Raw genomic sequence first — 21,821 nt, 5'->3', positions numbered from 1 at the left:
GCTCCATGTCTCCTCCCGACATCGCCGCCCTCGGCGGCCACACCATGGGCACCACCTGGAGCGTGAAGCTGGTGGTGCCGTGCGGTCGCGACCTGCACCCGCTGCATGCGGGCATCCAGGCGCAGCTCGACCGCGTGGTCGCGCAGATGAGCACCTGGGAACCGGGTTCGGACATCAGCCGCTACAACCACGCCGCCGCCGGCAGCTGGCAGCGGCTGCCCGACGATTTCTGGTGCGTGTTGCAGGCCGCTCGTACGGTCGCCGAGCGCAGCGGCGGCACTTTCGATCCCACTGTCGGCCCGCTGGTGGCGCTGTGGGGTTTCGGCGCTGATGCCGGGCAACGGCGCGCGCCCGATGCCGAACGGCTTGCCGAGGTCGCCGCGCATTGTGGTTGGCAGCGGCTGCAGCTGGACGCGCAGGCGCAGGCCGCACTGCAGCCCGGCGGGCTGCAACTGGATCTGTCGGCGATCGCCAAGGGGTATGGCGTCGACGTGGTCAGCGGCTGGCTGCGCGGACAGGGCATCGACGCTGCACTGGTCGAGGTCGGCGGTGAACTGCATGGCCGTGGCCGCAAACCTGACGGCCAACCGTGGCGTGTGCTGGTCGAATCGGCCCCGGAGGAAGACGCCGGCGCCGATCATCCGCCGCGTGTATTGGCGCTCGACGAGCTGGCAGTGGCCACCTCTGGCGACCGCTGGCACCGCTACGAACAGGACGGCGTGAGCTACAGCCATACCCTTGACCCGCGCCGGCACGCGCCGGTGACGGCCGCGGCCGCCGCGGTCACGGTGATCCACCGCGAAGCGATGCTCGCCGATGCCTGGGCCACCGCGTTGACGGTGATGGGCGCGGACGAAGGGCTCGCCTTCGCCAACGCCCATGGCTTGGCCGCGCGCTTCCTCCAACATGGCGCAGACGGCCCGGTTGAAACCCTGTCGCAGGGCTTCCGGCAGCACCTGGACGCAGGCAGCGCATGAGCCGCACTACGTCCGCGCGCGTCATTGCCGGCAATGCCGCGGTCATCGCCCTGCTGCTGGCGATCGCCGGCCTGCTGCTGCGCCTGCATCTGGGCGGGGACTGGTGGCTGGCCGCACCACGTCCGGCACAGCGCTGGATCGCGCTGGCCGCCCTGCTGGCCTATGCGGCAGGGTGCGCGGCGCTGTGGTGGCGTGCGCGTCCGCGCAAGGACGATTCCACCGAGGCCGGCGAACCGCCGCTGCTGGTGGTCTGGGCCAGCCAGACCGGCTTCGCCCGGCAACTGACCGAACACACCGCGCAGAGCCTGCGCGATGGCGGCCGCAGGGTGCGCGTGCGCGCGCTGGACCAGGTCGACGCGGCACTGCTGGCCGGCACGCGCGAGGCGCTGTTCGTCGCCAGCACCACCGGCGAAGGCGACCCGCCGGACCATGCGCTGGCCTTCCTCGGCCGGGTCATGAAGCAACCGCTGGCGTTGCCGCAACTGCGCTACGCGGTATTGGCGCTGGGCGACCGCAGCTACGATCACTACTGCGCCTTCGGCCATCAGTTGGACGACTGGCTGCGCCAGCACGGCGCGCGGCCCCTGTTCGATACGGTGGAAGTGGACAACGCCGACCCGGCCGCCCTGCGCCACTGGCAGCAGTTGCTCGGCCAGTTCGGCGACGGCAGCGTCCAGGCCGACTGGAGCGCACCGGACTACCAGCCATGGTTGCTGCACGCGCGCCGGCAGCTGAATCCCGGCAGCGTCGGCGGACCGGTATTCCACCTGCACCTGCAGCCCGCGGATGGCGGCCTGCCCGCCTGGCAGGCCGGCGACATCGCCGAAGTCGGCCCGCGGCATGCCGCCGCCACCGTCGAACAGTGGATGCACACCCACGACCTCGACGTGCGGACGACGCTGGCCGATGGCCGCGCATTGCGCGAGGTACTGGCCGCCTCGAAGCTGCCCGGCGCCCTCGAATCCAGCGATCCCGATACCATCGCCGCCACGCTGCAGGCCTTGCCGCACCGCGAATACTCCATCGCCTCGCTGCCGTTGGAGGGCCAACTGCAACTACTGTTGCGCCGGCAGTCGCTGCCGGACGGCACGCCGGGGCTGGCCAGCGGCTGGCTGTGCGACCACGCCGCCATCGGCGGGCGCATCGACCTGCGCCTGCGTTCGAATGCCAACTTCCACCCGCCGGCGGACGACGCGCCGCTGGTGCTGATCGGCAACGGTACCGGCATCGCCGGCCTGCGCGCGCACCTGCGCGCCCGCATCGACGCTGGCCTGCGCCGCAACTGGCTGCTGTTCGGCGAACGCAAGCACGCCCATGACTTCCACTTCGGCGACGAGCTGGAACAGTGGCATCGCGAAGGCTGGATCGAACATCTGGACACCGTGTTCAGCCGCGACGGCGGAGCGCACCACTACGTGCAGGACGCCTTGGCCGCCCAGGCCGGGCGGTTGCGCCGCTGGGTCGACGACGGCGCCACCGTGCTGGTCTGCGGCAGCCTGCAGGGCATGGCGCCCGCGGTGGACGCGGTGATCGCGCAGGCGCTGGGCGGCGAACGCAAGGAACAACTGGTGATGCAGCGGCGCTACCGGCGCGACGTCTATTGATGGCAAGCACGAGTGGAAAGAAGCGAGGAACGGCGGGCATGAAACCCCGGCCGCCCCGGCGCCGCGCAACGCCTGCCGGGGGTTGAGTTGCAAAGCCCCGTGCGGGGCGAATCCCCGCACCTACGGCAACTGCGCCATCCACTGTCTGGCCAGCGCCGCTACCGCGGCACGCCGCGCTTCCAGTTCCCCGGCATCGTGGAATTCGAGCAGGGCGCGGTCCGGTCCCAGCCATGCGAGCAATCCCTCGGGATCGGCGATGGCCCCGGCCGGCAAGCTGCGCTTCTTCGTTCCCAGATGCAGAACCAGGCGCACCACGTCGGGCCTGCGCAACTGCATCGTGGCGAAGTGCTCCGTCGTGCGGAAGCTCGGCGCGTTCCATTTGACCGCTTCGGTGATCGAAGGATCGACCGCCAGCAACAGGGCGCGCAGCGCGCGTATCAACGGCGCCAGCGGGTGATCCAGCGCGTCGATGAACGCATCGACGTCCGTCGTCGTGGCCTTGCCCATCGCTCCTCCCGGTGGCCCCTGCCGGGCGCCATCATCGGCCGCCGCGCGCGGCCCTGTCCACGCTCCGGAGCCGTATCAGGCGCCGCCGGCCGGCGTGATCCGTATCGCCAGCAGCTCCCCGCCACCGGACAGCGCATGGCGACGACGCTCGCCTGCGCCCAGCCAGGCCGTATCGCCCGCCTGCATCGGCGGCAGTGCCGCATCCTCGAATGTCGCCTGTCCGGCCAACAGGTGGATCGCCCAGGCCGCCTGCGGCTCGGTGAAGAACAGCATGCTGCCGACCAGCGGCCGGTGCAGCAGTTCGGCATGCAGGTCCGCGCGACGCCACATCAGGTTGAAATCGCGGGTGACGCCGTCGACCAGTTCGCCGGTCAGTTCGTCCTCGCCGGCGAAGCGCAGCCGCTGGTAGGGCGGCAGCAGGGTCTGGCAACGGCCATCGGCGAAGCGCAGGCGCAGGCCCTCGCCTTCGAGCAGCACCAGTTCGCGTTCGATGCCGGGAAACGCGGAGAACGCCGCATCCTGTTCGATCTCGGCGATGGACAGGCGCAGCTGCCAGTCGCCCTGTCCGGGCAGGCGCAGGATTTCGCGGGTCCAGCCCAGGCCGTTGCGCCAGCGTTCGCGGTGATAGTCGGCGGCCGGGATGACGCGGGAGGGAGTGGTGAGGATTTCCATCGCGGCATGATGCCAGCGTCGCGCGCGTAGGAGCGCACCTTGGTGCGCGATGAGGCTTTACCGTTAATACCCCATCGCGCACTGAAGTGCGCTCCTATGGGTAACGGTCATTCCGGGAGGGCAAGGTTCCTGGCGGTCAACGGCTTGCCCGCGCGCGGCGTGGTCTCGATCACCGCATCGGCCGGCAATGGCGTGCCCTTGTCCAGGCGTTCCTGCACGCGGTCCAGCGCGGCATACACATAGGGCAGAAGCGGCAGGTAGCGCGCGCCGTAATCGGGCAGGCCGAGGAAGCCGTCGAAGTGCTGCACGTGGCGCACCTGCCAGTAGTTCACTTCGCGCCCGGCCGCCTTGGCCGCGGCCACATACGGCGCGCTGCTGAATGCCGGCGGGATCAGGCCGTCGTCGGTGCCGTGCACCACCATCACCGGCAGGCCCTTGCGCGGCAGGCTGGCGCGGGTGGCCTGGATGCCGGCCTGCACGCGGCGGGCATCCTCGCCCTGCCCGTCCCACAGGCCGCGCAGGCATTTCAGCCCGGCGTAGGTCAGGTCCGGCAACTGCACCCTGCTGTCCAGCAGGCCGACGCCGGCGCCCGGCGGAATGCCGCTGCCATCGGCGATCCATGCCGCCCGTTCGGCGGCGGTGGCCGCGCGCGGCGAGAAATCCGGGTTCTGCGCGGCGAAGTTGAAACCGCAGGGATGCTCGCCCACGCCGTAACGGCCATAGGCCGACGCATAGGTCGCGGCGACGGCGCGCCACAGGTCGAAACCGGTGGACAGCGCACCGGCGCGCAGCGCGGCATCGGTCCAGCCCTTGCTCAACATCAGCTCATAGGCCGCCTTGGCCTGCGCCGCCGGCGTGGCGCCGCCGATGACGCCTTCGGCCGCCAGCGTGGCGCAGCGCACGGTGGCGCCGGCCTGCAGCGCGGCGGTCAGCGGCGGCTGCGGCAGGTTGGCCATGTGCAGCTGCGCGCAGGGCATCAGCAGCGCCGCCTCGGTGGAATAGTCGTACAGCGCGCGGGCGCCGGGACCGTCGGACAGCACGCTCGGTTCGCCCGCAACCACCGCGTCCAGCCAGTCGCCTTCCAGTTCGGCCGCGCGCAGCACCGCGCCGCCGCCATTGGAGATGCCCACTGCGATGACGCGGGTATTGGCGAAGGTGAAGGGCGCCGCCTGCGGGAACGCCTGGTCCAGCGCCAGCAGCGCGAACTCGGCGGCCTGCTTCACGTGGCGGCCCCAGTCCGCCTCCGGGTTGTCCTTGGAATGCGCGTGCTTGAACGCCACGCCGGAGGCGTTGACCGGCGCATCCGGCACGAAGCCCAGATCGGCGGCTTCGCCCAGCGCACCGATCATGCCGTTGGCGCGCACGCCCATCTGCGCGTCCAGGTCGAAATAGTCGCTGCCTGCGCCCTTGTCGGTGTAGACCACCGCGCAGCCCTTGGGCAGGCCCCAGGCCGCCGCCACCGACACCGCACCGTAGATGCCGCGCGAACCGGAGGCCGGCGCCACCAGCACGCAGCGCTTGCCGGTGTCGAAATTGTCCGGCACCTGCGCCAGCACGCGGTGCGGCTGCTTCGCCCCGGGCAGGCGCGCATAGGCCGAATACTCGCGGCCCGGCACTGCCTCCAGCGTACCGAACAGCTCGCCGTAACCACCGCCCGGCGCAAGATCGGCGATACCGCGCCAACTGCCCCACAACGCGCGCCGGCGCAGTTCCTCCACGGTCGGCGCGCTGGCATCGGCGAAGGCCGGCGGCGCCATGCCGCGCAGCCCTGCCAGGCCGAGGCCGGCAGTCAACAGGTCGTCGTTGCCGCGGTGTTCGCTGCGCAGTTCGTTGCTGAACATGGAAGACTCCACGGACTTGGAGGCGGGGCCGCTGGCGCACGACGCCAGGCCGAATCCGATGACGAGGCCGCAGGCGGCGCGCAGGAGGGAAGTAGTCATGCCGGCACACTAGCAGAGCGCCCCGCCCGGCCCATCGTACTTTCGTACCACGCGGCGCTTACGTGCCGGCTGTTACGTTCTGCAGCATTCCCCCACTGTTTCACGGAGTTTCCCCATGGACCGCTTCCTGCAGGGCCGCACCGCACTGGTGACCGGCAGCACCTCGGGCATTGGGCTTGCCATCGCGCAGGCATTGGCCGCGGCCGGCGCCCGCGTGGCGATCAACGGCCTGGGCACGCCCGAGCAGATCGACGCCGCGCTCGCCAGCGTCGCCGCGACCGGCAGCGAATCGCGCCACTTCGGCGCCGACCTGCGCAACCCGGCCGAGATCGAGGCGATGATGGCCGCGGTGCAGGACTGGGGCGCGCTCGACGTGCTGGTCAACTGCGCCGGCATCCAGCACGCCGCGCCGCTGGCCGAACAGCCCGCCCATAAATGGGACGACATCATCGCCATCAACCTCAGCGCCGCCTTCCACACCATGCAGCAGGCGCTGCCCGGCATGGCCGTACGCGGCTACGGCCGCGTGGTCAACATCGCCTCGGTGCACGGGCTGGTGGCGTCGAAAAACAAGGCGCCCTACGTGGCCAGCAAGTTCGGCATCGTTGGCCTGAGCAAGGTGGCGGCGCTGGAGTACGCGACGGCCGGCAGCCGTGACAGCGGCGGCGTCACCGTCAACTGCGTGTGCCCGGGCTGGGTGGAAACGCCGTTGATCGAGCCGCAGATCCAGGCGCACCGCAACGGCGGCAGCCGCGACGACGGGGTGCGCGCGCTGCTGGAGGAAAAGCAGCCGAGCCTGCGCATGTCGCTGCCGGAAGACATCGCCGCGATGGTGGTCTGGCTGTGCCGCCGCGAGGCGCACAACCTTACCGGCGCGGCAATGCCGATGGACGGCGCCTGGACCGCGCAGTAAGCGCACAGGAGCGCACCAGGGTGCGCTCCTGTCGGATATTCGCCGACAATGCAGGCACCCGTCTCATCCGACATGCCCATGCCCAGTCTGCTGATCGCCGACGACCATCCGCTGTTCCGCGCCGCGCTGCGCCAGGCCGCGGGTGAGGCGATGGCCGACCTGCAAGTACGCGAGGCCGAATCGCTGGAAGGCGTGCTGGCCGCGCTCGACGCCGCGCCGGAGACCGACCTGATCCTGCTCGACCTGCACATGCCCGGCAACCATGGGCTGGCGGGGCTGGCGGCGATACGCGCCCAGCACCCGGGCGTGGCGGTGATCGTGGTTTCGGCCAACGACGACCCGCGCGTGGTGCGGCGCGCGCTCGACCATGGCGCCGCCGGCTACCTGCCCAAGAGTTCGGGACTGAACGAACTGCGCGAGGCGATCCGCAGCGTGATGGCCTGCGAGCAATGGCTGCCGGCTTCGCTGCGCGCGGCGGTGACGCGCGCGCAGTCCTCCAGCCACGACAGCGAACTGGCCGCGCGCCTGGCCAGCCTGTCGCCCCAGCAGTTCCGCGTGCTGGCGCTGGTCGCCGAAGGCCTGCTCAACAAGCAGATCGCCGACCGCCTGGACGTGCAGGAACGCACGGTCAAGGCGCACCTGTCGGCGATCTTCGAGCGCCTTGGCGTGCGCAACCGCACCCAGGCCAGCGTGGTGCTGCGCGAGCTGGAACTGAGCGACCCGGCCAAGCAGGCCGTGTAGGAAAGGCGGATCAGCGTCCGCGCAACAGGCGGTGCAGCGCCATGCCCACCAGCATCGCCGGCACGAACCACAGCGCTTCCGGAGACAACACGCCCAGGCCCACCAGCGCCGGCCCAGGGCAATAGCCCGCCAGCCCCCAGCCGATGCCGAACACGCCGGCACCGATCAGCAGGCGGGTATCGACGCCGCTCACCTCCGAAATCCGGAAACTTCCGGCCAACAACGGTGCCGGACGCCGCAGCACCAGGCGGAACAGCAACATCGTGGTACCCACCGCGCCGCCGAGCACGAACAGCAGCGTCGGATCGAACGCGCCAGCCACGTCCAGGAAGCCGAGGATGCGCAGCGGGTCGGTCATGCCCGACACCGCCAGCCCGAGGCCGAACAATGCACCGGCCAGCAACGCCGCCAGCAGGGTCCTGATGCCGCTCATGCCACATGCCTCACGATCCAGGTGGTGGCGATCGCCGTCGCCATGAAGACCAGCACCGCCGCCAGCGAGCGCGGCGACAACCGCCCCAGTCCGCAGACGCCATGACCGCTGGTGCAGCCATTGCCCATGCGCGTGCCGAAGCCGACCAGCAGCCCCGCGGCTACCAGCAGCACCGGCGGAAAGCCCTGTCGCGGCACATACGCACCGGGCACCCACCACAGCCACGCCGCGCCGGCCGCAATCAGGCCCAGCAGGAACGCCAGCCGCCACGCCACTTCGCCGCGCTGCGGCAGCAACACGCCGCCGACGATGCCGCTGATGCCGGCGATGCGTCCGTTCAACCACAGCAGCAGCGTCGCCGCCAGGCCGATCAGCACGCCACCGGCCAGAGCGGCAGGCCAGGCGCTCATCGCGTACCGCCCATCTGGTCCAGCGGCAGGCGGAAATAGCGGATGCCGTTGGCGTCCGGTTCCGGCAGGCGCCCACCGCGGATATTGACCTGCAGCGCCGGCAGGATCAGCCGCGGCACCGGCAGGGTCGCGTCGCGCTGCTGGCGCTTCTGCACGAACGCCGCCTCGTCGACGCCGTCCATCAGGTGCGGGTTGCTTTCCCTCTGTTCGTCGATGCGGGTCTGCGGCAGCGCGTCGCGCCGGTCGCCGGGATAGTCGTGGCACAGGAACAGGCGCGTGTCCTCCGGCAGGGCAAGGATTTTCTGGATGGAGGCATACAGCCGATGCGCGTCGCCACCGGGGAAGTCGGTACGCGCAGTGCCGGTATCGGTGGCGAACAGGGTGTCGCCGATGAAGGCCGCATCGCCGATCACATAGGTCAGGCTGTCGTCGGTATGGCCTGGCGTGGCGATCACCCGCGCGTCCAGCGTGCCGATGCGGAAGCTGTCGCCGTCGACGAACAGGCGGTCGAACTGGCGGCCGTCGGCGATGAACTCCTCGCCCAGTCCGAACAGCGCCTTGAAGCGCTCCTGCACCTGGACGATGCCGCGCCCGATCGCCACGGGCGCCCGCAGGATGTCGGCCAGGTAGCCGGCGGCGCTGAGATGATCGGCATGCGCGTGGGTTTCCAGTATCCACTCCACCTTCAGCTGCCGTTCGCGCACGAAGGCCAGCAGCGCGTCGGCCGAGGAGGTGCCGATGCGCGCGCCGGCCGGCTCATAGTCCAGCACCGGGTCGATGATCGCCGCCGAACCGGCCAGTTCGTCGTACACGACATAGCTGAAGGTTCCGGTGTCCTTGTCGAAGAAGGCTTCGACCCTGGGGGAAGGCTCTGGAATCCGGTGCATGGGAATCGTCGCTTTGTAATTTAGATTTTTCTAAATTAAACTCTCCCCATCCAAACCACAAGCCCCCGACCCGACGCACGCATGAATGCACCCGACCTGGATATCGCGCAGATGCAGGCCCATGCCGAGCAGGCTGCGCAGCTGCTCAAGGCCATCGCCCATCCGGCACGGCTGCGCGTGCTCTGCCAACTGGTGGACGGCGAGGCCTCCGTCGGCGAGCTGCAGGCCAGCGCCGGCCTGTCGATGTCGGCGCTGTCGCAGCACCTGGCGGTGATGCGCGAGGCCGGGCTGGTCGCCACCCGGCGCGAAGCGCAGACCATCTTCTACGCGCTCGCCGACAGCCCCGCGCTGGGCGTGATGCAGGCGCTGCACGACGCCTACTGCGGCAAACGCAAGCGCGGGCGCTCGACGTAGACGGGAAAACCGCCGCTACGGCGATGGCGCCTGCGCTACCGCGCGTGCGGCCAGCAGCCGGTCCATGATCGACTTCAGCGCCAGCGGGCGCACCGGCTTGTGCAGCAGGGTCAGCCCCTGTTCCAGCACTTCGCGGCGCGTGCCCAGGCTGTCGTCGGCGCTGAGGATCAAGGTCGGCCGCGTACCGAAGCGCTCGCCCAGCCGCGCCTGCAGCGCGGTGCCGGTGTCGCCGTCGTCCAGGTTGTAGTCGAACAGCCACAGCGCCGCCGGTGCGGCCTGCATCGCCGCGACCGCGCCGGCCTCGGCCGACGCCTCGGCCACCTCGTAACCCCAGCCGCGCAGCAGCGCCGCCAGGCCGGTCAGCGCCGCCGGATCGTTGTCCACGACCAGCACGCGGATCGCCTCGCGCTCATCGGCCGCGCCGCGCTTCGATGGTGCAGCTGTAGCCGCGAGCTGTACGGGCATCGGCACCATGGCCACCGCCACCGAGAACACCGTGCCGTGGCCCAGTTCGCTGCGCAGCCGCAGCGGCGCGTCCAGCAGGCCGGCGATGCGGTCGGCGATCGCCAGCCCCAGGCCCAGTCCCTGCCCGCCGCTGTCCTCGCCGCGCCGGAATTCCTCGAAGATGCGCCGCTGCTCGCCCTTGGCGATGCCCGGCCCGGTGTCATGCACCTCGATGCGCAGCCGGTCGTCGTCGCGGCGTACGCCCAGCAGCACGCCGCCATGCGCGGTATAGCGCACCGCGTTGGCCAGGAAGTTCTGCAGCACGCGCCGCAACAACTGCGGGTCGCTGTTCACCCATGCCCGGGTCGGCACGTAGCGGAAGGCCAGCCCGCGTGCCGCGGCCAGCGCGCGGAATTCCGAGGCCAGCGGATCGAGCACCTCGGCCAGCGGCATGTCGCGCGGCTGCGGCACCAGCCCGCCGGCCTCCAGCCGCGACATGTCGAACAGGCCGGTCAGCAACTGCGTGGTCGAATCCAGCGCACCGCGGATCTGCACCACCGCCTGCCGCTGCGGCGGCGCTTCCACCTGCTGCGCCAGCGTGTCGGTGAACAGGTGCGCGGCGTGCAGCGGCTGCAGCAGGTCGTGGCCGATGGCGGCCAGGAAGCGGCTCTTGGCATCGTTGGCGCGCTCGGCCTCGCGCTTGGCCGACTCCAGCAGCGCGGTGCGTTCGCCCACGCGCTGCTCCAGCGTCTCGTTGCTGCGCATCAGTTCCTGCTCGGTGCGGCGGAACTCGGTGACGTCGGTAAAGGTGGCGACAAAGCCGCCGCCGGGCATCGGGTTGCCGCGGATCTCGACGATGCGACCATCCGGGAACACGCGCTCGGTAAGGTGCGCGGTGCCGGCGCGCATCAACGCCAGTCGCCGGTCCACCGCGCGTTCGTCGCTGCCGCGCTGCGGCATCGCCTGCAGCGCCCAGCGGGTCAGGTCCATGATCGGCCGGCCTACCTGCAGCAGCTCGTCGGGAAAGCCGAACAGCTGCGCGTAGGGGCGATTCCACGCCACCAGCCGCTGCTCGCGGTCGATCACGCTGATGCCCTGGCTCATGTTCTGCAGCGCCGCCTGCAGCACCTGCTGGTTGAAGCGCAGGTCCAGCGAGGCCTCGCTGACGATGGCCGCGACGGTGGCCAGTTCGCCGCTCTCGCGGCGCGCGGCATCCAGCAGCAGCCGTGCCGATGCCGCGCCGAGCACGGCGGACAGTTCGCGCTCGACACTGGCCTCGGTCGCGGCCGGCACCGGCCCCTGCCGCGGCGCATCGGCGAGCAGCCGCTGCACCTTCTCCCAAGGCAGGAAACGGCGGCCGGCGTCGCGCAGCGCGTCGGCATCCAGATTGCGGCGGGTACGGTCCGGCGTGTCGCGCCGCCATGCCATCGCCAGCAGCGTCGCCGCCGTACCGACGAACAGGCTGGCGCCGACCGCGCGCCCCAGCGGGCTCCAGCCGGTCAGGCCGAACAGGGCGCCCGGCGCCAGCCAACGCCAGCCGAACGGCCCCTCCGCCAGCCACGTCGGTACGCGTCCGCTGTTTTCCAGCAGTGTCGGCAACAGCAGTACCCAGGCCCAGGTGGCAAAGCCGGCCAGCACACCGGCGATGGCCGCGCGCGGCGGCGTCTGCGGCCGCCAGATCGCGAAGCCCAGCACCGGCACCAGCGTGGCCATCGCCGAGAACGAGATCGCACCGATGTCGGCCAGCACGTTGCCGCCGCCGATCAGCCGGCTGTAGGCCCAGGCCAGCAGCATGATCACGCAGATGCCGGCGCGCCGCAGCCACACCAGTTCGCGGCGGTGGTCGCCGCCGGCGCGCGCCCAGGTGCTGCGCAGCAGGCCTGGCGCGAACCAGTGGTTGCCGATCATCAGACTCAGGGTCAGGGTGCTGACCACCACCATGCCGGTGGCCGCGCTCAGGCCGCCGAGGAAGGCGAACAGCGCCACCCCGGTATGCCCGGCCGAGAACGGCAGGGCCAGCGTATACATGTCGCTGGGCACGCTGTTGCCCAGCAGCGCGCCGCCGGCGCGCGCCAGCGGCAGGATCGGCAGCGCGATCAGCAGCAGGTACAGCGGGAACAGCCAACGCGAGGTGCGGATGTCGGCCGGATCGCGGCACTCGACCACGCCGACATGGAACTGGTGCGGCAGCAGGAACATTGCCAGCGCACCGAGCAGCACCAGCGGCACGAAACCGCCGGCAGGCGCATCCGCCGCGGGCGCAGGCGGCGGCATCGCCACCCCGTCCAATCCGAACCAGACGAAGGCGCCCAGCGCCAGCATCGCGCCGAGCTTGAACAGCGATTCGGCGGCCATCGCCAGCACCAGCCCGCGGTTGTGCTCGGACACGTCGGCGCGGCGTGCGCCGAACAGCATCGCGAACAGCGCCATCGCCAGCGCCACGTACAGCGCGCTGTCGCGCCACGGCGCAGCGTCCTGCACGGCGTCGGCCGAACGCAGGGTGAGCATGCCGAAGCTCATCGCCACCGCCTTGAGCTGCAGCGCGATGTAGGGAATCAGGCCCAGCGCGGCGATCAGCGTCACCGTCGCCGCCAGCCAGGCGTCGCGCCCCAGCCGTGCGGCGATCAGGTCGGCCAGCGAGGTGGCGTTGGTCTCGCGCGCCAGCCGCACCAGCCGCACCATCATGCCGATGGCCAGCGCATAGAACAGGATCGCGCCGACGAAGGTCGGCGGCAGCGGCCAGCCGTAGCGTGCGGCCTGGGTCACCGTGCCGTAGAACGTCCAGGAGGTGCAGTGCACCGCCAGCGACAGCGCGTAGACATGGCGCCAGTGACGCGCGAACACGGCGGGCCGGCGCTCGCCGTACAGCGCGACGCCGAACATCAGCACCAGCCATGCCACCCCGGCCAGGGCCACCGTCACCAGACTCAACATGCGTATGGATCCCCCGTGTGCATGGCGGGCAGGATACGGCGCGCGGCAGGCGCGGAGAAACAGCACGCCGGCCGCAAACCGTAGGAGCGCACTTCAGTGCGCGATGGAGCTTTCCCGGAACTGCAGGAAGGCTCGGCGCGAGGGTTCGTTGGGAAAGCCCCATCGCGCACTGAAGTGCGCTCCTACGGGATGACCCCATGGAACGCAGCCCAAAGGCCGCGCACATGGAAACGCCGCATGAAAAAACCCTCCCTGCAGGCGCAGGGAGGGTTTCGGTTCAAGGCCGGAACGGGCGCCTCAGAAGTTGTAGCGCAGCGACACGTACCAGTTGCGCGGCAGGCCGTAGTAGGCGGTCTGGATGTTGCCCACGCTGGCGAATTCCTGGCCTTCGGTCTTGTATTCCTTGTCGGTCAGGTTGCGCACGCCGGCCCGCACCTGCCAGGCCATCTGCGGCGAATCCCACACGCCGTAGACGCCCACCAGGGTGTAGGCGTCCTGGCTGAGCACGGCGCGGTTGTCCACGCTCAGCCAGGTCTCGCCACGGTAGGACACGTCTCCGCCAAAGGTCAGGTTGCCGTTGTCGCCCAGCGTGAACACGTGCTGCAGGGCCACGCGTGCGGTCCAGTCCGGCGAGAACGGCACGTGGTCGTGGTTCACGTTCGGATCGAAGCCCGGGTAGGACGGATCGAGGCGGAAGTCCTCGAACTTGTCGTACTTGGCATCCATCCAGCCGACCTGGGCGCTCAGCGTGGTGGCCTCACCCAGCAGCGCGCTGCCTTCCAGCTCGATGCCCTTGATGTTGAGCTTGGCCGCGTTCAGCACCGGGAAGGTACCCACGTCCTGCGAGACGCGCGCCTGGAAGTCGCTGTAGTTGCTGTAGAACGCCGCCGCGCTGCCGCGGAAGCGGCGGTCGGCCGAACTGCCCTTCAGGCCCAGCTCGTAGGTCCACACGTATTCCGGATCGAACTTGGCGTGCTGGGTATCGAACTTGGTGTTGGCGCGGCCGTTGAAGCCGCCGGACTTGAAGCCGCGGTTGGCCGACACATAGCCCATCAGGTTGTCGCCGAAGGCCTTCTGCAGGCTGATCGACGGCGTGACCGCCGTCCACGAGGCATTGGCGGCAAAGGCCACGGTCTCGTTCAGGGCAGTGAACGGCGCGCCCCAGAAGGTGCTGGTGGAGCGCTCGTAGTCCTTCTTGTCCTTGGTCCAGCGCACGCCGGCGGCCACGGTCCAGCTCGGCACGAACTCCCAGTTGACGTGGGCGAAGGCGGCATTGGAGGTGGTGGTCAGGTCGTCGTTGATGGTGCGCAGGAACGGCACCTTCGCCCCCAGGAACGAGAACAGGTCGTCGGCATAGGCCTCCTGGTACGACGGCACGTTCTCCTTCATGTAATACGCGCCGAAGGTGGCATGCAGGTTGGAGCCGTTGTCGTAGTGCAGCTGGAATTCCTGGCTCTTCTGGTCCTGGTTCAGCGCGACCAGCACGTCACCCAGCTCGTACTCGGAAGCGTCGATGTCGATGAAGGACCTGGTCTTGAGCTTGCGGTAGGAGCTGATGCTCTTCAGCGTCCACTGTTCGTTGATGTCCCAGTCCATCGCCAGCGAAGCGCCGGAGTGCTTCAGGTACTGGCCCTGGCCATCCTTGAACGAGGTGCGGGCGCGGCGGTTCCATTCGCCGGTCTCGCCCTTCTTCAGCACGATCACCCCGGCCGGCGCGAGGCTGGTCTGGCGCAGGTCGGCCATCGGCCGGCCCAGGGTCAGCGCGGCGTCCTGCTTGGTGGTGTCCAGCGACAGGGTGGCACGGAAGTTGTCGGCCGGGTTGAAGGCCAGCTTGACGCGCAGCGCTTCGGTGTCGTCGTCGTTGTAATGCTTGCCGGTGTCGGCATCCTTCACGTAGCCATCGTTGGTGATCTTGGCGCCGGCAACGCTGGCCGCGACAGTGTCGCTGAGCTTGCCCGACACGTAGAAGCGCCCTTCCAGACGGCCATAGTCGCCGGCGGTGACTTCGACCGCCCCGCCCTCGTTGTCGAACGGGTTCTTGGTGGTCAGCTTGATCGCGCCGCCGGTGGAATTCTTGCCGTACAGGGTGCCTTGCGGGCCGCGCAGCACTTCCAGCTGCTGGATGTCGAACAGCGAGAACAGCGCGCCGTTGATGCGCGAGTAGTAGACGTCGTCCACGTACATGCCCACGCCCGGGTCGAAAGTCTGCAGCGCGTCCGGCTGGCCGATGCCGCGGATGAACACGTTGACGCTGTTGGCCGAGCCGCGGCCCTGGGCGATGTTCATGTTCGGCACCGCGCCCTGCAGGCCTTCCACGGTGGAGGCCTGCAGATCCTTGATCTGCTCCTCGCCGAAGGCCGACACCGCCACCGGCACGTCCTGGATGGACTCGGTGCGGCGGCGCGCGGTCACGGTGACTTCATCCAGCTGGGTAGCCTGCTGGTGACCGGCCGGATGCGGCTGCTCCTGGGCCTGCACGAACGCCGCCGGTGCCAGCAGTGCACAGCCCACGGCCATGCTCAGATACTTGCGCTTCATTGGTCTCCCTCCTCCCGGGTATGACACGGCGGCACACGGATGCCGCCCACGCTGCGCACGTTAACGGGGCGTTAGCCCCCGGCGTATCGTCCGTTCGTACAGTGGGCCGGCCCGCCCCGGCTCCCGATACTCGCCGGCATCGTGTCTGGCCGGGGAGCCGTGGATGTCGTTTCTGATCGTGTTGGCGGCGCTGTGCTTCCTGATGTTCGTGGCCTACCGCGGCTACAGCGTGATTCTGTTCGCGCCGGTGGCGGCGCTGGGCGCGGTGCTGCTGACCGACCCCACGCTGGTGCAGCCGATGTTCACCGGCCTGTTCATGGACAAGATGGTCGGCTTCCTGAAGCTGTACTTCCCGGTGTTCCTGCTCGGCGCGGTGTTCGGCAAGCTGATCGAGATCTCCGGTTTCTCCAAATCCATCGTCACCGCCACCATCCGGCTGGTCGGCGCACAGCGGGCGATGCTGTCCATCGTGCTGGTCTGCGCGCTGCTGACCTACGGCGGCGTGTCGCTGTTCGTGGTGGTGTTCGCGGTCTACCCGTTCGCCGCCGAACTGTTCCGCCAGAGCAACATCCCCAAGCGGCTGATCCCCGGCACCATCGCGCTGGGCGCCTTCACCTTCACCATGGACGCGCTGCCGGGCACGCCGCAGATCCAGAACATCATCCCGGCCTCGTTCTTCGGCACCACCGGCTGGGCCGCGCCGTGGCTGGGCGTGATCGGCACGGTGGTGATCCTGATCCTGGGCATGAGCTACCTGGAATGGCGCCGCCGCGTCGCGATCGCCAGGGGCGAGGGATATTCCGGCCCCCATGAGGCACTGCGCAACGAGCCCGAGCCGTTCCAGGGCGACCGCCTGGCGCATCCGCTGGTGGCGGTGCTGCCGCTGGTGCTGGTGGGCGTGGCCAATTTCCTGTTCACCCGCTGGATTCCGGGCTTCTACGGCGAAAGCCAGTCGTTCGTGCCGGCGGTGATCGGCAACCCGGCACCGGTGGTGCAGGAAGTGTCCAAGGTCGCCGCCATCTGGGCGGTACAGGGCGCGCTGCTGCTGGGCATCCTCAGCGTCATCGCTTTCGCCTGGAAGCCGGTGGTGGCCGCGTTCGCCGAGGGCACCAAATCGGCGATCGGCGGGGCGATGCTGGCCTCGATGAACACCGCCTCCGAATATGGCTTCGGCGCGGTGATCGCCGCCCTGCCCGGCTTCCTGGTCGTGGCCAACGCGCTGGGTTCGATCCCCAATCCGCTGGTCAACGAGGCCATTTCCGTCACCGCCATGGCCGGCATCACCGGCTCGGCCTCGGGCGGCATGAGCATCGCGCTGGCGGCGATGGCCGACAGCTTCATCGCCAACGCGCAGGCCGCCGGCATCCCGATGGAGGTGCTGCACCGCGTGGCGGCGATGGCCTCCGGCGGCATGGACACGCTGCCGCACAACGGCGCGGTCATCACCGTGCTCGCCGTCACCGGCCTGACCCACCGTCAGTCCTACAAGGACATCTTCGCCATCACCGTCATCAAGACCCTGGCGGTATTCGCGATCATCGGCGTGTACTACGCAACCGGCGTGGTCTGAAGCTGCTGGCAGAGCAGGACGCATCCTGCGGGAACACTGCCGCGCACAATCCCCTGGATGCAGCCGGCAAGGAAAATGGCAAGCCCCTCCGGGTGACACCGACCGGGGCCAGGCCTTCGGTCCATCCGAGATCCGGCTGGACCACGGAAGCCTTCCGATGGAGCGGTGCGATGTCCCTCAGCGGCTTCATCGCAGCAACGCCATCGGATTGCCCGGTGCGACAGATGGCAAGGAGCCGATGGCTGATGCTGATCGGGAGCCATACCCTTGCCGTTCCCTTGATGCGGCCGGGACGACAGAGTTGCCTTGGTGCAGGGCGATGCCCGGCGCCGGGCTCCCTGTATCCCGATCAGTGCGTTGCCGGCAGGGCAAATAGCCGGCGCCTGCCGCCGGCATGGATCGGAGTCACATCTCCGATGGCCCCCGGGCCTGCCTCCGACAGAGTCCCGGTCCGCCGGCCCACTCCAGAACAGCAGGCAAAAAAATCGCCCGGCTGCACGTCACTGTGCAACACCGGGCGACTTCACTTCCCTGTAGGCTTCCTGCCTCTCCCCTGCCTCCTGGCTATGCGGGGTTCTCCGTGTGGCCGTCATCCAGACGGCGCACGTTTTTCGATTCCTTTCCGCTCAACGCCTTTCGACCGGCTTGGTCGTCGCCGCCTTGGCGCTCCTGGCGGCGGGGGCGGCTCCTGCGCCCACGCCGATCAGGTCACGATTCCGTTCGACCGTCTTCAATCCGATGCCCTTGACCAGCGCCAGTTCCTCGACGCTCTTGAAGGGACCGTTCGCCTGTCGGTATTCGACGATTGCCTGCGCCTTGGCGGCGCCGATATTCACCAATACCCGGTCCAGCTCCGCCGCTGTGGCGGTGTTGATGTCGACCTTGTCCGTGGCTTGCGCCGATGCGGTCAACAACAACGCCAGAACCAGTGACTTCAGCATCACGGTGAAAAGCTTCATCGCTGCAACTCCTTGTGGCTTGGACTGGAATGCCGGCATCCCCGCCGGCCAGACCAGTGTTCCGCGCCACATGAACACAGCCTATCCGCCAGCCTTCCGGCCCGCAGCCGGCAAACCGCCCGATTCCTTGTAGGAAAATTCCTACAAGACGGACGGCGTAGAATGGACGCATCTGAAACCTTGCAACCGGAGTTCCCGAATGGATAGCGCCAAGCTCGGCCAATTTCTCAGCGACAAGTGGGACAGCGACATCGTCCCGCAGCTGGTCGACTACATCCGCATCCCCAACAAGTCGCCGATGTTCGACGCGAACTGGGTTGCCAATGGCTATATGGACCAGGCCGTGGCGCTGATGGAAAGCTGGGCCAGGGCGCAGAAGATCCCCGGCCTGCAGGTCGAGGTGGTCCGCCTGGAAGGCCGTACCCCGCTGATCTTCCTGGAAATCCCCGCCACCGGCCCGGAAACCGGCGACGACACCGTGCTGCTCTACGGTCACCTGGACAAGCAGCCGGAAATGACCGGCTGGGACGCCGACCTCGGCCCGTGGAAGCCGGTGCTGCGCGGCGAAAAACTCTATGGCCGTGGCGGCGCCGATGATGGCTACGCCATCTTCGGTTCGCTGGCCGCCGTGCTCGCCCTGCAGGAGCAGGGGCTGCCGCACGCCCGCTGCGTGATCCTGATCGAAGCCTGCGAGGAATCCGGTTCCTACGACCTGCCCGCCTACGTTGACCACCTGGCCGAGCGCATCGGCCAGCCGTCGCTGGTGGTGTGCCTGGACTCGGGTTGCGCCAATTACGACCAGCTGTGGTGCACCACCTCGCTGCGCGGCCTGACCGGAGGCAACTTCACCGTGAAGGTGCTCAACGAGGGCGTGCACTCCGGCGATGCGTCCGGCGTGGTGCCGTCGTCTTTCCGCCTGCTGCGCCAGCTGCTGTCGCGCATTGAGGACGAGAACACCGGCCGCATCCTGCTCGAAGGCCTGCACACCGAGATCCCGGCCGAACGCCTGGAACAGGCCAGGCGCGCCGCCGACGTGGTCGATACCGCCATCTTCGACAAGTTCCCGCTGGTCGACGGCCTCAAGCCGATGAACGAGGACCTGACCGAGCTGGTGCTCAACCGCACCTGGCGCCCGGCACTGTCGGTGACCGGCATCGGCGGCATGCCGCCGCTGGAATCGGCCGGCAACGTGCTGCGCCCGGAGACCTCGGTGAAGCTGTCGCTGCGCCTGCCGCCGACCGCCAACGGCAAGGCCTGCGGCGAGCTGCTGAAGGAAGCCCTGCTGCGCGATCCGCCGAACGGCGCGCACGTGACCCTGGACCTGGAAAAGGCCTCCACCGGCTGGAACGCACCGGCCATGGCGCCGTGGCTGGAGCAGTCCATCGACGACGCCAGCCAGGCCTTCTTCGGCAAGCCGGCGATGTACATGGGCGAAGGCGGCTCCATCCCGTTCATGGGCATGCTGGGCGAGAAGTTCCCCGGCGCGCAGTTCATGATCACCGGCGTGCTCGGCCCGCACTCCAATGCGCACGGTCCAAACGAGTTCCTGCACATCCCGATGGGCAAGCGCGTCACCGCCTGCGTGTCCAAGGTGCTGTTCGACCACCACGCGGCCAGCCTGCGCGGCGAGACCAGCGGTTCACCGGTGGCGGCCGACAGCGGCACCCGCCACGGCGGCCACGGCTGCTGCTGAGCGGCGCGATGACGACGCAGCCTGGCCTTGCTAGGCTGCGTTTTTCCTTTGAAGCGGGCGGACACATGAGCGGACTGTTTGGCAGCGGCAGCTGGCTGTACATCATCCTGGTCGGCTTCGTGGTCGGCCTGCTCGGGCGCTTCTTCATGCCCGGCAACAACCGCATGGGCTGCCTGCTGACCATCGTGCTGGGCATCGCCGGCGCGGTGTTCGCCGGCTGGTTCGGGCGCGAGATGGGCTGGTATGCCGCCGGACAGCCGGCCGGCTTCGTCGGCGCCATCGTCGGCGCCATCGCCCTGCTGGCGCTGCTGCGGCTGGTCAGCGGCAAGCGCTGAACGTTCCACCCTTTTCCCCCGAACACGGGAACGCCACAGGGCGCCGACGCCTCGTGGCCGGCCCAACGGCACCTGCGAGTACGCCCCACCGATGACCCTGGACATTTCCCTCGACCCGCAGCGTGCGCGGCAGCGCCTGGCATGGGCCCGCACCCGGCTCGGCGACGACACCGCCAGCATCGAGCGCGCCTCGGTGGACGCCGGTTTCCGCAGCTACTGGCGCGTCACCGGCCATGGCGGCAGCCACATCGTCATGGATGCCCCGCCCGGCCTGGAGGATCCGCGGCCGTGGCTGCACATGCGCGAACTGCTGCTGGCGCATGGGCTGCGGGTGCCGGCCCTGCTCGCGCAGGACCTGGAAGCCGGCTTCCTGCTGCTGGAAGACCTCGGTGCGCCCACCCTGGCGCGGCTGCTGGACGACGGCAATGCCGACGCGTGGTTCGATCGCGCCATGGAGCAACTGATCCGGCTGCAGTCGATCCCGGTGCCGGACGGCTTCGGCCATTTCGGCGAAGCGCTGCTGCAGCGCGATGCAGGCCTATTCGACGAATGGTTCCTGCAGCGCCATCTCGGCCTGGCGCTGGACTGCGGCGAGATCGAAGGCCTGCAGCTGGCGCAGCGGCGGTTGATGGACAACGCGCTGGGCCAGGCGCAGTTGATGACCCACCGCGATTTCATGCCACGCAACCTGATGCCGGTGGAAGATGGCCCGGCGGTACTGGACTTCCAGGACCTGGTACGCGGCCCCATCGCCTACGACCCGGTGAGCCTGTTCAAGGACGCCTTCCTGAGCTGGCCGCTGGAACGCGTGGACGGCTGGCTGGTGCGCTACCACGAACGCGCAGGCGCCGCCGGCCTGCCGGTACCCGACCGCGCCACCTTCCTGCGCGATGCCGACTGGATGGGCGTGCAGCGGCACCTGAAGATCCTCGGGATTTTCTCCCGCCTGCACTACCGCGACGGCAAGAGCCATTACCTGGAAGACGTGCCGCGCTTCATCGCCTATCTCGACGAGGTGCTGCCGCGCCATCCGCAGCTGTCCGGCCTGCACTCGCTGCTGGAACAGCGGATCAAGCCGGCGCTGGCCGACCGGGCCACGCAATGAAGGCGCTGGTTTTCGCTGCGGGATTGGGCGAGCGCATGCGCCCGCTCACCGACCACACGCCCAAGCCGCTGCTGCAGGCCGGTGGCAAGCCGCTGATCGCGTGGCACCTGGAAAAGCTGGCCGCGCTGGGCGTGCGCGAGGTGGTGGTCAACACCTCGTGGCTGGCCACGCAGTTCCCCGAGGTACTGGGCGACGGCAGCCGCTGGAACCTGCGCCTGCACTACGCCTGCGAAGGCCCCACGCCGCTGGAAACCGGCGGCGGCATGCTCAACGCGCTGCCGCTGCTGGGCCAGGCGCCGTTCCTGGTGGTCAACGGCGACATCTGGACCGACTTCGATTTTTCCCTGCTGCCGCGCGAACCGGCCGGCGAAGCCCATCTGGTGCTGGTGGACAACCCGCCGCAGCACCCGCAGGGCGATTACCGCCTCGACACGCAGGGCGTGCTGCACCACGACCGCGACGCGCCCTGCCTGACCTATGCCGGCATCGGCATGTACCGCCCCTCGATCCTGGACGGCTGGCGTGCGGTGATCGGCGATGCGCCAGGCAGCGAACGCACGCCGCCGCGTTTCAGCGTGGTGCCGCTGCAGAAGCACTTCATGGCGCAGGGCCGCATCACCGGCCAACACCACCGCGGTCGGTGGACCGACGTCGGCACGCCGCAGCGGCTGCAGGCGCTGGAAGACGCGCTGCGCGGACGCCCGTAACGCACGCGCTGCCATACCGGTCGGGAAACCGACGCCGC

Annotated in this window: 19 protein-coding genes; 10 read left to right on the top strand and 9 right to left on the bottom strand. The window is 69.3% G+C overall.

The genetic code is table 11. From position 1 onward, the window contains the following. Window positions 1-5: 5 nt before the first annotated feature. A complete protein-coding gene (locus tag AC1DGW_RS09380; protein WP_478022069.1) occupies window positions 6-977 on the top strand; it encodes an FAD:protein FMN transferase in 972 nt (323 codons plus the stop codon). Beyond that, window positions 974-2,581, top strand: coding sequence for a sulfite reductase subunit alpha (locus AC1DGW_RS09375; protein ID WP_478022067.1), 1,608 nt, complete (start codon window positions 974-976; stop codon window positions 2,579-2,581). Before AC1DGW_RS09380 ends, AC1DGW_RS09375 begins: the two co-directional genes overlap by 4 nt. A gap of 120 nt (window positions 2,582-2,701) precedes the next feature. Here AC1DGW_RS09375 and AC1DGW_RS09370 read toward each other — a convergent pair whose 3' ends face one another. The 3 genes from AC1DGW_RS09370 to AC1DGW_RS09360 form a co-directional block, all read right to left on the bottom strand. After that, window positions 2,702-3,088, bottom strand: a complete 387-nt coding sequence (locus tag AC1DGW_RS09370; RefSeq protein ID WP_478022065.1) for a DUF1801 domain-containing protein — start codon at window positions 3,086-3,088, stop codon at window positions 2,702-2,704. Window positions 3,089-3,163: 75 nt separating this feature from the next. After that, on the bottom strand, window positions 3,164-3,760 hold the full coding sequence (locus tag AC1DGW_RS09365) for a HutD/Ves family protein (protein WP_478022063.1): 597 nt from the start codon (window positions 3,758-3,760) through the stop codon (window positions 3,164-3,166). 107 nt (window positions 3,761-3,867) lie between these two features. Beyond that, window positions 3,868-5,700 (bottom strand): 3-hydroxybutyrate oligomer hydrolase family protein, encoded by a 1,833-nt coding sequence (locus tag AC1DGW_RS09360; RefSeq protein ID WP_478022061.1) that lies wholly within the window; start codon window positions 5,698-5,700, stop codon window positions 3,868-3,870. 115 nt (window positions 5,701-5,815) lie between these two features. Here AC1DGW_RS09360 and AC1DGW_RS09355 point away from each other — a divergent pair, with 115 nt between their 5' ends. Together AC1DGW_RS09355 and AC1DGW_RS09350 are read left to right on the top strand one after the other, a co-directional pair. Next, window positions 5,816-6,613: a 3-hydroxybutyrate dehydrogenase gene (locus tag AC1DGW_RS09355; RefSeq protein WP_478022059.1), complete on the top strand. Its 798-nt coding sequence runs from the start codon at window positions 5,816-5,818 to the stop codon at window positions 6,611-6,613. Window positions 6,614-6,691: 78 nt separating this feature from the next. Further along, window positions 6,692-7,354 (top strand): response regulator transcription factor, encoded by a 663-nt coding sequence (locus AC1DGW_RS09350; protein ID WP_478022057.1) that lies wholly within the window; start codon window positions 6,692-6,694, stop codon window positions 7,352-7,354. A gap of 10 nt (window positions 7,355-7,364) precedes the next feature. On the opposite strand, the gene AC1DGW_RS09345 is transcribed toward AC1DGW_RS09350, so the two are convergent. The 3 genes from AC1DGW_RS09345 to AC1DGW_RS09335 are packed head-to-tail and all read right to left on the bottom strand — an operon-like array spanning window position 7,365 to window position 9,084. After that, on the bottom strand, window positions 7,365-7,787 hold the full coding sequence (locus tag AC1DGW_RS09345) for a DUF6691 family protein (RefSeq protein ID WP_478022055.1): 423 nt from the start codon (window positions 7,785-7,787) through the stop codon (window positions 7,365-7,367). Beyond that, a complete protein-coding gene (locus tag AC1DGW_RS09340; RefSeq protein WP_478022053.1) occupies window positions 7,784-8,197 on the bottom strand; it encodes a YeeE/YedE family protein in 414 nt (137 codons plus the stop codon). The genes AC1DGW_RS09345 and AC1DGW_RS09340 overlap by 4 nt, the downstream gene beginning before the upstream one ends. Continuing rightward, window positions 8,194-9,084, bottom strand: coding sequence for an MBL fold metallo-hydrolase (locus AC1DGW_RS09335; RefSeq protein ID WP_478022051.1), 891 nt, complete (start codon window positions 9,082-9,084; stop codon window positions 8,194-8,196). Before AC1DGW_RS09335 ends, AC1DGW_RS09340 begins: the two co-directional genes overlap by 4 nt. A gap of 81 nt (window positions 9,085-9,165) precedes the next feature. Between AC1DGW_RS09335 and AC1DGW_RS09330 the strand changes: the two genes are divergently transcribed. Beyond that, on the top strand, window positions 9,166-9,498 hold the full coding sequence (locus tag AC1DGW_RS09330; protein ID WP_478022049.1) for an ArsR/SmtB family transcription factor: 333 nt from the start codon (window positions 9,166-9,168) through the stop codon (window positions 9,496-9,498). Window positions 9,499-9,513: 15 nt separating this feature from the next. Here the strand turns inward: AC1DGW_RS09330 and AC1DGW_RS09325 are convergent, their stop codons facing one another. Both AC1DGW_RS09325 and AC1DGW_RS09320 read right to left on the bottom strand, forming a co-directional pair. Next, on the bottom strand, window positions 9,514-12,876 hold the full coding sequence (locus AC1DGW_RS09325) for a PAS-domain containing protein (protein ID WP_478022047.1): 3,363 nt from the start codon (window positions 12,874-12,876) through the stop codon (window positions 9,514-9,516). Window positions 12,877-13,173: 297 nt separating this feature from the next. Then, window positions 13,174-15,414 carry a TonB-dependent receptor gene (locus tag AC1DGW_RS09320; RefSeq protein ID WP_478022045.1) on the bottom strand — a complete coding sequence of 747 codons (2,241 nt, stop codon included), beginning with the start codon at window positions 15,412-15,414 and terminating at the stop codon, window positions 13,174-13,176. A gap of 163 nt (window positions 15,415-15,577) precedes the next feature. Between AC1DGW_RS09320 and AC1DGW_RS09315 the strand changes: the two genes are divergently transcribed. Beyond that, window positions 15,578-16,984 (top strand): GntP family permease, encoded by a 1,407-nt coding sequence (locus AC1DGW_RS09315; RefSeq protein ID WP_478022043.1) that lies wholly within the window; start codon window positions 15,578-15,580, stop codon window positions 16,982-16,984. A gap of 626 nt (window positions 16,985-17,610) precedes the next feature. Here the strand turns inward: AC1DGW_RS09315 and AC1DGW_RS09310 are convergent. Next, entirely contained in the window at window positions 17,611-18,015 is a 405-nt protein-coding gene (locus AC1DGW_RS09310; protein ID WP_478022222.1) for a ComEA family DNA-binding protein, read from the bottom strand. Window positions 18,016-18,142: 127 nt separating this feature from the next. Between AC1DGW_RS09310 and AC1DGW_RS09305 the strand changes: the two genes are divergently transcribed. The 4 genes from AC1DGW_RS09305 (at window position 18,143) to murU (ending at window position 21,783) form a co-directional block, all read left to right on the top strand. Continuing rightward, the gene (locus tag AC1DGW_RS09305) at window positions 18,143-19,636 is read left to right on the top strand and encodes a M20 family metallopeptidase (protein ID WP_478022041.1); all 1,494 of its coding nucleotides are present in this window, start codon (window positions 18,143-18,145) and stop codon (window positions 19,634-19,636) included. Between the two features lie 65 nt (window positions 19,637-19,701). Continuing rightward, window positions 19,702-19,971 (top strand): GlsB/YeaQ/YmgE family stress response membrane protein, encoded by a 270-nt coding sequence (locus tag AC1DGW_RS09300; RefSeq protein ID WP_478022039.1) that lies wholly within the window; start codon window positions 19,702-19,704, stop codon window positions 19,969-19,971. Between the two features lie 91 nt (window positions 19,972-20,062). Then, the gene (locus tag AC1DGW_RS09295) at window positions 20,063-21,076 is read left to right on the top strand and encodes an aminoglycoside phosphotransferase family protein (RefSeq protein ID WP_478022037.1); all 1,014 of its coding nucleotides are present in this window, start codon (window positions 20,063-20,065) and stop codon (window positions 21,074-21,076) included. Next, entirely contained in the window at window positions 21,073-21,783 is a 711-nt protein-coding gene (murU, locus tag AC1DGW_RS09290; RefSeq protein WP_478022035.1) for an N-acetylmuramate alpha-1-phosphate uridylyltransferase MurU, read from the top strand. Before AC1DGW_RS09295 ends, murU begins: the two co-directional genes overlap by 4 nt. The last annotated feature ends 38 nt before the right edge of the window (window positions 21,784-21,821 follow it).

The organism is Stenotrophomonas sp. 05N423 (genome assembly GCF_056397145.1).
This window is presented reverse-complemented; position numbering and strand designations above follow the sequence as displayed.